Here is a 12,769-nt window from a genome sequence, read left to right as displayed (position 1 = left end):
GCCTGAGACGTTGTTGTCGTATCAGCCTTTCCAAGCCGAATGATCGATATCAAGATCCGGGAAGTTTTCCGGCTTGAATTCGGGGCGGGCCACGCCAGCTTTCAGCTGATCATCGAAGTCACGCAACACGCGGCGCAGGATCGGGAACAGCATCATCAGGGCCAACAGGTTGACCAATGCCAGAACGCCCATCATCGGATCCGAGAAGAAGAAGACCGATGTTGCACCCGGTGCGACTGCGCCCAAGAAGACAATGGCCATCAGCACGAACTTGAAGATCAGCAATGCCGACGGGGAAGGCGTCATGAACGACAGCGCATTTTCACCCAGATAATAGTTGTAGATGATCGAGCTGAACGCAAAGAGCAGAACAGCAAAGGTCAGGAAGTACTGAGTCCAATTGCCCAGATGCGAGACCAGAGCGTTCTGTGTCAGCACCACACCGTCAATATCGGCACCTGGCTGGTACGCGTCGCTCATCAGGATGACGAAGGCTGTACAGCTACAGATCAGGATCGTGTCGATGAAGACCGAGAATGATTGCGTGATGCCTTGGCTGATCGGGTGTTTCACGTCAGCTGCAGCTGCAACGTTGGGCGCCGAACCCAGGCCCGCCTCGTTCGAGAACAGACCACGGCGCAGGCCTTGTGCAATTGCAGCGCCCATGCCGCCGCTGACGGCCTCTTCGATACCCACAGCGTTTTTCACGATCATTGCGATGATGCCCGGAATTTCTCCGATATTCATGACAATGACAATCAGCGCCATTGCGATATATCCCAAGGCCATAACGGGAACGATGATATCAGACGCTTTGGCAATCCGTTGGATACCGCCAAAGACGATGAAACCTGTGCCCACGGTCAAGATGGCACCCGTAATATAGCGGCTAAGTCCAAACGAGTTTTCTGCCGCACCTGCAACCGTATTGCCCTGGAATGCCGGGAAACCGATCCCGAAAGCAGCGATCAGACAGATGGCATACAACACAGCCAGCCATTTATAGTCCTGCCCAAGGCCGTGCATGATCATGCGCGCCGGACCACCGCGATAAGATCCATCGTCCTGCCGGCGCTTGAACACCTGTGCCAAAGTACACTCGACAAGGCTGGTGGCCATGCCAACAAGCGCAATCATCCACATCCAGAACACGGCGCCCGGGCCGCCCAGCGTGATTGCAACGGCAACACCGGCGATGTTCCCGCCACCAACGCGCCCGCCAACCGAGACGAACAGCGCTTCGCGTGCCGAGATCGTATTTGGATCATCGGATTGATTGTCGCCCTTCAGCACGCGGAACATGCGTTTGAAATAGCGAAATTGCACCCAGCCGGTTGCGATGGTCAAAAAGACACCGAAAATCACAAGGAATGGAATCAGCGCCCAGCCCCATGTTAAGTCTCCGATTATTCCGAATATGCTTTCTAAAAAGCCCATATTATTCTCTCCCGTTCGTTCCTATTTCTGATGCTAGGATGGCATCTGTCTTAAAGCTTCGACCGGATTTCTGATCCAGAAGAAGGCAGGTGATAGCGCAGTTCCTTGGTTCCTCCCGTTGCGCTATGGTTGTGCCCTCGCCAAAAGGGTAGCACGTCGTGCCTGTTTGAGGGCGGCGAAATCTTCGTCTGCATGAAATGACGACCGCGTCAGCGGTGTGGCTGAAACCCCAAGGAACCCCTTGACGCGGGCGGCTTGCTCCAGGCTTGCGAATTCGTCCGGTGTCCAGAACCGGTCGATCTGGTGATGTTTTGCGGTGGGTTGCAGGTACTGCCCCACGGTCAGGAAATCGACATTCGCGGCCCGCAGGTCGTCCATGACTTGTTTCACCTCAGCCATTGTTTCCCCCAGCCCGACCATCAGGCCGGACTTGGTGAAGATGCCGGGATTGGCGCGCTTGGCGTCATCCAGAAGGCGCAGCGATTGGTAATAGCGGGCACCGGGACGCACAGTGGAATACAGGCGCGGCACGGTTTCCAGATTGTGGTTGAACACGTCGGGGGCGGCGTCGAACACCTCGTCCGCCGCGTCGCCCTTGCCCAGAAAATCCGGGGTCAGAACTTCCACGGTGGTGCCGGGGTTCTGGTGTCGCACGGCGCGGATCGTCTGCGCGATATGCCCTGCCCCGCCATCGGCCAGATCATCCCGATCGACCGAGGTAATCACCACATGGCGCAGCCCCAGCTTCTTCACGGCAGCAGCCACGCGGCCCGGCTCGAACGCATCAAGCGCATCCGGGCGGCCCGTTGATACGTTGCAGAAACTGCAACCGCGGGTACAGATCTCGCCCATGATCATCATGGTGGCGTGACGCTTGGACCAGCACTCGCCCACATTGGGGCACGCGGCCTCTTCACATACGGTGACCAGATCATGGTCCCGCATCAGGCGGCGCGTTTCGTAATATTCAGCGCTTTCGATCTTCTTTTTGCGAATCCAGCTGGGTTTGCGCGGGATTGCGCTGTCGGGCTTGTGGGCCTTTTCCGGGTGACGCAGGCGAGGGATCTGGTTCATTTTCAGGCCCTTACGCGTGAATGGCGCGGCCCAGCGCGTCCAGACAGGCTTCTTTTACGGCTTCCGCCATCGACGGGTGCGCGTGACAACTGGCTGCCACATCCGTAAGCGTCGCCCCCTTTGCCATGGCCAAGACCAGTTCCGCGATCAGATCGCCGCCATGAGCGCCGCAAATATGTGCGCCCAGCAACACGCCATCGGGCGAGGCCAGAACCTTGACTGCGCCGTCCGTTTCCCCGGTCGATCGCGCGCGCGAATTGGCCATGAAGGCAAACTTGCCGCTGATATAATCGATGCCCGCCTCTTTCAGCGCCTCTTCCGTAGCCCCGACCGATGCGACCTCGGGATCGGTGTAAACCACGCCCGGAACCTTGTCGTAATCCACGTGACCTTTCAGACCCGCCAGCCCTTCAACACAGGCGACGCCATCTTCTTCGGCTTTGTGCGCCAGCATCGGGCCGGGCACGCAGTCGCCAATGGCATAGATGCCGGGGACTGAACTTTGGAAACTGTTATCCACCGCGATGAACCCGCGCTCGTTCACCGCGACGCCCAGCGCTTCCAACCCCAGACCACGGGTGACGGGGCGACGCCCGATGGCCACCAGAACCTTGTCGGCTTCAATGGTGTCCACAGTGTCTTTGCCCACACGTTCAACGGTCAGCGACAGGCTGTTCCCACCCGCCTCGACGGCTTTTACCGCGCGGCCCAGTTGGAACTTCAACCCGCGCTTCGACAAGGCGCGCTGTGCCAGCTTCGCGATCTCGCCATCGATGCCGGGCAGAATGCGGTCGAGATATTCGATCACGGTCACCTTGGCGCCCAGGCGTGCCCAGACCTGACCCAGTTCCAGACCAATGACGCCAGCACCGATCACCACTAGTTGCTCTGGCACCGCGTCCAGCGCCAACGCGCCGGTTGAGCTGAGTACATCGGCTTCGTCAATCTCGACGCCCGGCAGAGGGGTCGGTTCGGAGCCGGTTGCGATCAGAATATTCTTTGTCTGGTGAATAGTGTCGCCCACCTTGACCTGACCGGCGGCGGGAATGGTCGCCCAACCCTCGATCAATTCAACGCCGTTTTTCTTGAACAGAAACGCGATGCCCTTGGTCAGGTCACCCACAACTTTGTCCTTGCGCGCCATCATGGCACCCAGATCCAGTGAGGCACCCTCGACCACAACCCCGTGCGCCGCCAGATGCGACAGCTCGGCATATTTGCCCGAGGACGTCAGAAGCGCTTTGGACGGGATGCACCCCACATTCAGACATGTCCCACCAAGCGACCCGCGCCCCTCGACGCATGCAACCTTCAGGCCCAACTGCGCTGCACGAATTGCTGCGACATAGCCCCCTGGGCCTGCTCCGATCACGATAAGATCAAACATCTGGTCCTCCGCTTTCCGCTTTCAATCGCTAATGCGCCATGCACGGACTGTTTCCTATTCGGGAATTTTTGTTTCTCATAGGAAACTTCTTCCCCGGTTGCAAGAATTGTGTGCAGATGGATACTTTGACAGCCCTGTGACCGATTACTAAGCTGCGGGGGAACAAAGGGAATTTACGGAGGGTAAAGTTGGAGACCGATACGAACGGAACCTCACAGTCAGGAAATGATCAGCCGGATGCCCCCGATGGCGAGGCTATGGGCCGCATGATTCGAGAGGCCCGGAAAGCCAAGGGGCTGACATTGGAAGACGCTGCCCGCACCGCAGGGATCGGCCGCTCGACCCTCTCCAAGATCGAGAACAACCAGACACGTCCCAGTTTCGATATCATCCGACGGATCATGCAGACACTGGAGCTTAAAACCCCGCAACTGTTCCTTCAGTCTGCCAAGACCGACATTTCGGGACGCCGGGATTACACCCGTGCGGGTCAGGGCGAAATTCAGAAAACCCCCACATATACGCATGAATTGCTGTGTAACGAGCTGACTTCGAAAAGCATGGTGCCCTATATTTCGACAGTCACGGCACGCGAAATATCAGAATATGACGACTGGGTGCGCCATAACGGAGAAGAGTTCATGTTCGTCCTGTCCGGCGAGCTGACACTTGTGACCGAGCATTATCGCCCATTGCATATGAAGGCAGGCGATTCCGTCTATTACGACGCGCGCATGGGGCATGGATTGATATCAACCAGCAAGGATGATGCAAAAGTGCTGTGGGTCTCGCTGGGGCTTTAAGGCGCGCTGGATCAGTTTTGTTCGAATGTCAGAACGAAGCGCGTGCCCGAGGCACTTGGCTCCAGCGCGATATCCGCAGAGTTCGCCCGCAGACTATTGCGCACAATCGACAGGCCCATGCCGGTGCCCCCGTTCTCTCGACGAGTCGTGAAAAATGGATCGAAGACGCGCGGAGCATTACCCTGTGAAATGCCCGCACCATTGTCTTGCACCACAATGGTGACCGCGGTCCCCACCTGCGATGCGGTCAGATGAACTACGTGCCCACGATGGCGCAGTGCATTGTCCAGCAAGTGGTGCAACACGATGCTCAACCCCTGAGGCGCCAATGGGATCGACACATCCTGCCCTTCAACCTCCAGATCCAATCCTGGAAACGCCTCTTGCAGGTCGCCCTGCACGGCACCTAGGGAACTGTCTCCATCATACCGCACTTCGCGCGCACGCGCCGTGTCGCGCAACGCTTCAAGCTGCTGCTCCATCTGCACGCCCGCCCCGGCGACCTGATCCACCAGCCGCCGATCTTCGGCAGTCAAGGCCGAACTGTCCTGCAACAGCTCGGTCGCTGCCTTAATCGCGGACACGGGTGTTTTCAGCTCGTGCGTGACATGGTCGGAAAAACTGCGGATGGTTGTTTCCCGATTTCGCAGCGTGTCGGCCATATCCAACACGCCTCTCGCGGTGGCACGAAGCTCTTGCGTGCCGAAATGCTGGGGCGGTGACGGTGGTTGCACCGGATCTGCCCGCACCTGCATTGCAAAGTGTTCCAGCGCAATGATCGGGCGCAACAGCAAACGTACCAACAGCCACCCCAGCACTGTCGTGGCCCCGGTGATCACGGCCCCCAGCAAGATTGCCGCATTGCGAAAACCGATCTCGGGACCGAGGTAACGCAGAACGACAAGCCCTATGAAGGACAGCATCAAGGTGCCGCACAAAGCGCCACCCAGAACCATCCCCAGACTAGGCCGCCATTTCCGCGTCATGCCTCGGCGCCCCGCATGCGCACACCGACGCCATGCACGGTCTCGATCGCCTCGGCCCAGCCCGCTTGCGCCAACTTGGCGCGCAAATTGCGCAGATGGCTGTCGACCGTGCGGTCCGAGACCTGCGAATGCGCACCCCAAAGTGCTTGGACCAATTGCGTGCGGCTGTGCACCTGTGTCGGGCGGCCAACCAGAGTGGCCAGCAGGGTGAACTCGGTCGCGGTAAGTGGCACATCTTGACTGCCCAGATGGCAGCTGTGCGCATTCGCATCCAGCCGAAGCCGACCATGCGACACGACGTCGGACGAATGGGCCTTAGTCATCCGCTTCAGGATCGCACGCACCCGCGCCACCAGCTCGCGTGGGCTGAAAGGTTTGGTGACATAATCATCCGCCCCCAATTCCAGTCCAAGCACACGGTCAATCTCGTCATCGCGGGCAGTCAGAAACAGGATCGACACCTCCGAACGCGCACGGATCCTGCGGCAAACCTCGAAACCATCCAGCTCGGGCAGGCCCACATCCAGCACGATCAGATCCGGAACCTCGCGCGCGAAATGCGTCAAAGCTATCTGCCCGTCGCTGGCCGTCACAACGTCATAACCTGCGCGCTCCAATGCCAGCCCGACAAGTTCGCGCAGGCGGGGATCGTCATCGACCAACAGGATCTTCATCGCGCACTGCCCTCATCTTTGCGTCCACAGCAAGATAGCCATTGATGCGTCCCGTGCGAAAGTCCCATTCACGCCAATTCATCGCAACTGGCTGCGGATTCAGGCAGTTCGTCGCCCAGAAAGGCGTTGCAATCTGAAGCTTTGGCCATGTTCCCTGCGCAATGGATTTCGACGCGGCGGGACCCAGACTGCACAGATAGTGCCAGTCCGTCTGCGTCTCAACCGTTGGATCCGTGGCGCGCGTCAGAATATCCGCAGCGATCAAGCCGGCGAAATTGATGAAGGCACAGACATAGAGCGCGCCCGCCCCCCAAATCGCCGAACGTATCAGCAGCCAGCGCGCGCTGCATTCGCGCAGCACTTGCCATGCCACCATGATCAGCCCCAGCGCCACCAGCCCCATCCAGATCAACGCATAGATTCGCAGATAGGTCAGGCCGTAGACATCAATGTAAAGCTCCAACCGCATTGCAGCCGAGCCGGTCAAAAGCACATTCTGCGCAAGCCATAGCAACACCAGCGGCTTCAGCGCGCGATGTTCGGCCAGAAAGGGTCGCGCTGCCAAGGCAAACGCTCCGGCCAGCATGGCCGTAATCAACAACGGATAGGCTCCGCGATGGGCATAGCTGGCATGACTCATCCCATCTGGAAGGCTTGCCCCACCGAACAGGATCGAGACATCCATTGCGCTTTGCACCGCAAGGAACAGGTTGAACATCACCAATGCCCGCAGAACAGATCCAGCGTTCAGGCCAAGTTTGATCCCCGTTTTCGGGGGCGTGACAACCATCGCAGCCTTTGGCGCTTGGACGATCAGGAAAGGCCAGACCAGAAGTCCCAACCCGACCCAAAGCAAGACCCGCCTCATCAGCGAAAACAGATCTATGTCGATCTGGAATGCCTGTACAATGGCGCGCTCAAATACCGGATTGGCGTTGACCAGCAAAACTGTCAGCACCAACGAGCCGCCGATTGGGAACGCCCAGTTTCGCATCAGATACCCGGCTGAAAACCACGCGGGCAACGCTCCATTTGCACGTTCATGGGACACGGCGCGTGCGCAGTTAAGAACACCTTTGACACCTGCAACAGGCAGGGATGCGCTGAGACGCAAGGCCGCAGCCCCCAACACCTCGACCCCACGGCTCGGCGCGATGCGCAGCCACGCCACCGAGACAAGCAATCCCGCAGTGAGGAAGCCAAACGACAACAACTGGGCGTGCTCGACCATCGGCAGGCTGGCCAAAACCAGCAGTAGCGCTGGCGCGATCACACGGCGCTTAGGCGGACGCGAGGCGCAGGCCACCGCAAAGATCGCCCATGCAAATATGACCAAGGAAACCCCCGGCACATAGCCCCAGAACAAGAGGTCGCCCAGTGCGACTAAGAAAACAACGCTGGCGATCCACGGCATACGCCGTTTCATTGCCTCGCCAAGTATCGGAAATGTTGGGGAGGGCGGCTCATGCTGCGGCAAGGTTGCATCGCTGGCCAACCACCATCCATCGCGGGCAATCGCGTCTGGCACACCTCGAATAATAAGTTGTTTTGGCATTCACTGTCTCCTTTATGAATTGCCGCCAGATTGCCCGGAGGGCTTGCAGACGATCGGCAAAAGATGTGCAGTTTTTGCGCAGATCCTCGGGCATCGGCCGCTGCGTCCATTTCTCGCAATCCCGACCACGCTTTGAGCGTTGCAGCGCGCCGCACCATCGCCGAAGCTTGGGGCGAGATGAGCGCGCGATACTCTTACCGACACGATCCCGATGTCCCGGATTTCGATGACAGTGTACCTGTTGCCGTGATGGACGCTGAATGCGCCCTATGCAGTTGGGGCGCACGCATGTTTCACTGGCTGGATCGGTCGGGCACCGTTCGTATCTGCCCCATTCAATCCCCACTGGGCGAAACCCTTAGCGGCATTACGGGCTTGACCCGAAAGACCCGGACACGTGGATGTTTATCGACGGGGGAAAGCTGGCTTGCGTGTTGCGGCTCCTTCCGAAACCCATTCGCGACTGGCTGTATCAGCGCGTCGCGCGCAACCGATACCGTCTGTTCGGGCATCGCGATATGTGCGCGCTTCCCGATCCCACCTTCCAGAAACGGCTTATACGATGAGGGTGCTGTTAATCGGAGGAACAGGCGTTTTCGGCTCGCGCCTTGCGCGTTTGCTGGTGCGTGACGGACATGGGGTGACGCTGGCCGGACGCACTCTGCACTCTGCGCAATCCTTGGCCAGTGAGCTGGGGTGTCATGCAATCCAACTGGACCGGAACGGCCCGTTGGACATGGTGAAAGACTACGATGTCGTGGTTGATGCTGCAGGACCATACCATGCGTATGAAGATGATCCGTATCGCCTGCCGCGCGCCGCAAGCGTTTGCGTTGTGTGCGGCCTATCCTCGGTGCCTGCCCTGCCCAGTGCGGCAGCCCGGGCATTAGCAGACGACAGCACACCGCAAGTCATCGAAACAGCGATCCTGTCCCAAGTCGGACGTCCAATGAAATTCTGGCGCGGCGGCAGATGGGCAGAGACCACAGGCTGGTCAGGTCCCAAACTCTACGTGCTGCCGGATAGCGTGACCCGACAAGGCTGGCAAATCGAAGTACCGGATCAACGGCTGTTCCCGGCCCATTTCAAGGCCGAAACGGTCATATTCCGCGCGGGGCTGGAGCTGGGGGGTATGCGCTATGGCCTTTGGGCTTTTGCATGCCTGCGTCGCTGGGTGCCGATCCCCATCAACGGCCCTGTGTTGCGGGGTTTCAAGCTTGCCGCAGACATGTTGTCCCCTTTTGGCACCGATCGCGGGGAAATGTCCGCTGCCGTGACCCAAAACGGGCGGACACACTGGTGGCGCCTGCTGGCCGAAGCGGATGAAGGCCCATTTATTCCAGCTGTTGCAGCGCGTGCATTGTTGCGCCGCCCGTCACTTCTGGCAGGTTTGACCCGATACCGCTGCCGCGTATCCTGATGCCTGTCTCGCAGGCGCGCGAATACGAAAAGAACGACCGCTTCCATTTCGACGTCAAGCTTTTCGCGCCGCTAACAGGGCGTCTTCTGGTGCACTATCAGGTGGAACTGAGCCCCGTCCGCACGTCCCCTTCCGGCCGGTAACTATTACCGCAAGCGTTGTTCCGTTTCGGCGTCGAAAAACATGCAATGCTTGTCGTCGAAGCTCACAATGACCGCGCTGCCCTCGGGAAGCGTGTCTTCTTCACGGTTTTCGACGATCAGCTTTTCGCCATTGCCTGCGATCAGATAGTCATAGGACACACCACCCAAACGCTCGCGCAGGTCCAATGTGGCTCCGCCATTGCCGGGGGCGATGGTCAAGTGCTGAGGGCGAATGCCCACAACAACTTTGCTTCCATCTTCCGGCAGTGCGACATCCGTCGAGACGACGCGATCCGCCAATGAGGGCACGCGCACTTTCCGGTCTTCGACTGTGCCTTCCAAAAAATTCATCGCGGGCGACCCAATAAAGCCTGCCACGAATTTGTTGTCGGGATCATTATAAAGCTGCATCGGGCTTCCGACCTGTTCGATCACACCAGCGCGCAGCACCACAATCTTATCGGCCAGCGTCATCGCCTCGACCTGATCATGGGTCACGTAGATCATCGTCGCGCCGATTTCTTTGTGCAGACGCGCGATTTCCACGCGCATATCGACGCGCAGTTCGGCATCAAGATTCGAGAGCGGCTCGTCAAACAGAAACACCTCGGGACCGCGCACAATGGCGCGTCCGATGGCGACACGCTGACGCTGACCGCCCGACAGGGCCTTGGGCTTGCGCGCAAGATAGTCGTCCAACTTCAGGATGCGGCTGGCCTCGGACACTTTTTCCTTGATCGCGGCCTTGGGGTGGCCGTTCATCTTCAGCCCGAACCCCATGTTTTCTTCGACCGTCATATGCGGATAAAGCGCATAGGTCTGGAACACCATCGCCACACCACGTTCCGATGCATCCACCCGCGTCACATCCCGCTCGCCGATCCGAATTTCACCCGACGTCGTTTCTTCCAGCCCCGCAATCATCCGCAGCAAGGTGGACTTGCCGCAGCCAGACGGGCCAACGAAGACGCAGAACTCGCCATGGTCGATTTGCAGGTCAATATCGTGGATGACCTGAACGTCTCCATATTTCTTGATCGCATTCGTAAGCGTCACGCCTGACATGATGAACTCTCCTGTTTACGAGCTGGGGAACTGCCAGTTTTCGGCAGCTTGCGCGATGTCTTGCGCTGTTTGCAAAAGTACCGGGCGCAGCGCGTCCAATCCTTCCAGCGAATATTTCTGAGTGGTCGTGGTGATCGAAAGCGCGCCGATCACACGGGAATTAGACGACAGAATCGGAGCCGCGACGCAGATGATGCCCGGTTCGTGTTCTTCACGGTCAAAGGCCACGCCGTCGACGCGGATCTGGCCAAGCTCTGCCTGCAAAGCATCAGATGTGGTCAGGGTATGCTCGGTATGGCGATAGAAAGACTGATTTTGGACAGCCTGCTCGCGTTCGTTGGGCTTCAGAAAGGCCATCATCGCCTTGCCCACACCAGTGCAATAGCCCGGCCCGATCTTACCTGCTTGCGAGAACATCTCGACCGGCTGGGCAGCGTTGCGCTTATCCACGTAAAGAACCTGCCCACGATCAATTTGCGCCAGGTGAATGGTCTCGCCCACCTCGGATGACAGGGTGTCCAAAAACGGGCGGGCGACGGGTGCCAAAGAGCTTTGACGCCACGCTGAATGTGCCAGCCGAACAAGGCGCATACCGGGCGCATATGTTTGACGGTCTTCATCATAGCTGAGAAGCCCCTGCGTGGTCAGCGTTTGCAAAAGCCGGTAAAGCGTCGCCTTGGGATAAGGCGAACCATCCAGCACATCATTGAACCGCACAGGGCGCCCCTTCTCGGCGACCATGTCCAAAACATGCAACGCTTTGCCTACTGTGCCGCCGGCTGCTTCTGCCGGTGTCTCCATCGAACCCATGCGATACTCCCTTCGTTTCCTGTCCTCCTAAGGAAACTGTTGACATCTGTAACCTTCATTTCGCATAGTTTCAATAGTTGAACGAAGGTTTCAATAAATGAAACCAATTAGACAGCTGAAAACCTTGGGAGGAACTCATGCTTAAATCAATGAAAGCTTCTGTTGCGACAGTGGCTGTGACCGCAGGTCTGGCGACCTCGGCCATGGCGGATGATCTGTCGGGCACGCTTCGCATTATCTCGGATATGTCGAACCCTGCGCCGCGCGCAGTCATGGAGGGCCTTGCGGCTGACTTTGACGCGATGCACCCCGGCCTGACGGTTGAACTGGAAGTCGTGGATCGCGAAGCTTGGAAAAGCCAAATCCGTAACGCACTTACCGCTAATCCGCCTGATGTGATTAACTGGTATGCTGCCAACCGTATGGCCCCCTACGTAAAGGCTGGCCTGTTCGAAGATATCTCGGACATGTATGCGGGCGGCGACCTGCCAGGTCTGGACAGCGTCAAAGGCGCGATGACCTTGGATGGCAAGCAATGGGGCGTGCCCTATACTTATTACCAGTGGGGCATCTATTACCGAGAAGACATCTTTAACGAGCTAGGCCTGACCGAGCCAACCACCTTCGAAGAAGAAATCGCCAACTGTCAGAAAATCGTCGATTCGGGCCGCAAATGTTACACCATCGGATCGAAGTTCCTGTGGACCGCAGGCGGCTGGTTTGACTATCTGAACATGCGCACCAACGGCTTTGACTTCCACATGAAGCTGGCCACGGGTGAAGCAAGCTGGACCTCGGACGAGGTACGCGCGACCTTTGCCAACTGGCGCAAGCTGATCGATATGGGCGCCTTCATCGACGACCACCAGACCTATAGTTGGCAGGAAGCTCTGCCCTTCTTCGTGAATGGCGAAGCGACTGCATATCTGATGGGGAACTTCGTGGTGCCGCACCTGCGTGAAGCGGGCCTGACCGACGCACAGATCGATTTCTATCAGTTCCCGAAAATCGCGGACGTGCCGATGGGTGAAGACGCCCCGACGGATACGTTCCACATTGCATCGGGTGCGCAGAACAAAGAAGCGGCGCGTGCCTTCCTGCAATTCGTTACCTCGCCCGAGGTGCAGACGGCCATCAACGGCCCGGATGCGCTGGGTCAGTTGCCGGTGAATGCAAGCTCGTCGGTTGCAGATGACGAGTTCCTGACGCAGGGCTTTGACATGCTGTCGAACAACGCAACAGGCGGCATTGCCCAGTTCTTTGACCGTGATTTCCCGGCCGAAATGGCATCAATCGGGATGGAAGGTCTGCAAGAATTCATGGTGTTCCCGGACAATCTGGACGACATCCTGAACCGCTTGGAAGACGCGCGTACACGTATTTACAAGTGACCGAGTAAGCAGGTGCTTCGCAAT

Annotated in this window: 13 protein-coding genes; 5 read left to right on the top strand and 8 right to left on the bottom strand. The window is 58.3% G+C overall.

All coding sequences use genetic code 11. From position 1 onward, the window contains the following. Positions 1-21: 21 nt before the first annotated feature. The 3 genes from FIL88_RS02635 to lpdA form a co-directional block, all read right to left on the bottom strand. On the bottom strand, positions 22-1,437 hold the full coding sequence (locus FIL88_RS02635) for an alanine/glycine:cation symporter family protein (RefSeq protein WP_142852257.1): 1,416 nt from the start codon (positions 1,435-1,437) through the stop codon (positions 22-24). 123 nt (positions 1,438-1,560) lie between these two features. Further along, the gene (lipA, locus tag FIL88_RS02630) at positions 1,561-2,511 is read right to left on the bottom strand and encodes a lipoyl synthase (RefSeq protein ID WP_185960818.1); all 951 of its coding nucleotides are present in this window, start codon (positions 2,509-2,511) and stop codon (positions 1,561-1,563) included. A gap of 10 nt (positions 2,512-2,521) precedes the next feature. After that, complete coding sequence (lpdA, locus tag FIL88_RS02625; protein WP_142852255.1) at positions 2,522-3,898, bottom strand: dihydrolipoyl dehydrogenase; 1,377 nt, start codon at positions 3,896-3,898, stop codon at positions 2,522-2,524. A gap of 266 nt (positions 3,899-4,164) precedes the next feature. Between lpdA and FIL88_RS02620 the strand changes: the two genes are divergently transcribed. Continuing rightward, positions 4,165-4,701, top strand: a complete 537-nt coding sequence (locus tag FIL88_RS02620) for a helix-turn-helix domain-containing protein (RefSeq protein ID WP_142853421.1) — start codon at positions 4,165-4,167, stop codon at positions 4,699-4,701. Between the two features lie 11 nt (positions 4,702-4,712). Here the strand turns inward: FIL88_RS02620 and FIL88_RS02615 are convergent, their stop codons facing one another. The 3 genes from FIL88_RS02615 to FIL88_RS02605 are packed head-to-tail and all read right to left on the bottom strand — an operon-like array spanning position 4,713 to position 7,916. Further along, positions 4,713-5,687 (bottom strand): sensor histidine kinase, encoded by a 975-nt coding sequence (locus FIL88_RS02615; protein ID WP_142852254.1) that lies wholly within the window; start codon positions 5,685-5,687, stop codon positions 4,713-4,715. Next, positions 5,684-6,361, bottom strand: coding sequence for a response regulator transcription factor (locus FIL88_RS02610; RefSeq protein ID WP_142852253.1), 678 nt, complete (start codon positions 6,359-6,361; stop codon positions 5,684-5,686). Before FIL88_RS02610 ends, FIL88_RS02615 begins: the two co-directional genes overlap by 4 nt. Beyond that, on the bottom strand, positions 6,339-7,916 hold the full coding sequence (locus tag FIL88_RS02605; RefSeq protein ID WP_142852252.1) for a DUF4153 domain-containing protein: 1,578 nt from the start codon (positions 7,914-7,916) through the stop codon (positions 6,339-6,341). The genes FIL88_RS02610 and FIL88_RS02605 overlap by 23 nt, the downstream gene beginning before the upstream one ends. A 63-nt stretch (positions 7,917-7,979) precedes the next feature. Between FIL88_RS02605 and FIL88_RS17095 the strand changes: the two genes are divergently transcribed. The 3 genes from FIL88_RS17095 to FIL88_RS16895 are packed head-to-tail and all read left to right on the top strand — an operon-like array spanning position 7,980 to position 9,479. After that, on the top strand, positions 7,980-8,546 hold the full coding sequence (locus FIL88_RS17095; protein ID WP_407642313.1) for a DCC1-like thiol-disulfide oxidoreductase family protein: 567 nt from the start codon (positions 7,980-7,982) through the stop codon (positions 8,544-8,546). Continuing rightward, positions 8,479-9,336 carry a saccharopine dehydrogenase NADP-binding domain-containing protein gene (locus FIL88_RS02595; RefSeq protein WP_246066592.1) on the top strand — a complete coding sequence of 286 codons (858 nt, stop codon included), beginning with the start codon at positions 8,479-8,481 and terminating at the stop codon, positions 9,334-9,336. Before FIL88_RS17095 ends, FIL88_RS02595 begins: the two co-directional genes overlap by 68 nt. Then, positions 9,336-9,479, top strand: a complete 144-nt coding sequence (locus FIL88_RS16895) for a DUF4166 domain-containing protein (protein WP_246066591.1) — start codon at positions 9,336-9,338, stop codon at positions 9,477-9,479. Before FIL88_RS02595 ends, FIL88_RS16895 begins: the two co-directional genes overlap by 1 nt. 3 nt (positions 9,480-9,482) lie before the next feature. Here the strand turns inward: FIL88_RS16895 and FIL88_RS02590 are convergent, their stop codons facing one another. Together FIL88_RS02590 and FIL88_RS02585 are read right to left on the bottom strand one after the other, a co-directional pair. Further along, positions 9,483-10,544, bottom strand: a complete 1,062-nt coding sequence (locus FIL88_RS02590; protein ID WP_142852251.1) for an ABC transporter ATP-binding protein — start codon at positions 10,542-10,544, stop codon at positions 9,483-9,485. A gap of 15 nt (positions 10,545-10,559) precedes the next feature. Next, positions 10,560-11,354 (bottom strand): IclR family transcriptional regulator, encoded by a 795-nt coding sequence (locus tag FIL88_RS02585; RefSeq protein WP_142852250.1) that lies wholly within the window; start codon positions 11,352-11,354, stop codon positions 10,560-10,562. A gap of 137 nt (positions 11,355-11,491) precedes the next feature. Here FIL88_RS02585 and FIL88_RS02580 point away from each other — a divergent pair, with 137 nt between their 5' ends. Beyond that, on the top strand, positions 11,492-12,745 hold the full coding sequence (locus tag FIL88_RS02580) for an ABC transporter substrate-binding protein (protein ID WP_185960817.1): 1,254 nt from the start codon (positions 11,492-11,494) through the stop codon (positions 12,743-12,745). The last annotated feature ends 24 nt before the right edge of the window (positions 12,746-12,769 follow it).

It is taken from the genome of Aliiroseovarius halocynthiae, assembly GCF_007004645.1.
In the GTDB taxonomy this organism is placed as follows: Bacteria; Pseudomonadota; Alphaproteobacteria; order Rhodobacterales; family Rhodobacteraceae; genus Aliiroseovarius; species Aliiroseovarius halocynthiae.
This window is presented reverse-complemented; position numbering and strand designations above follow the sequence as displayed.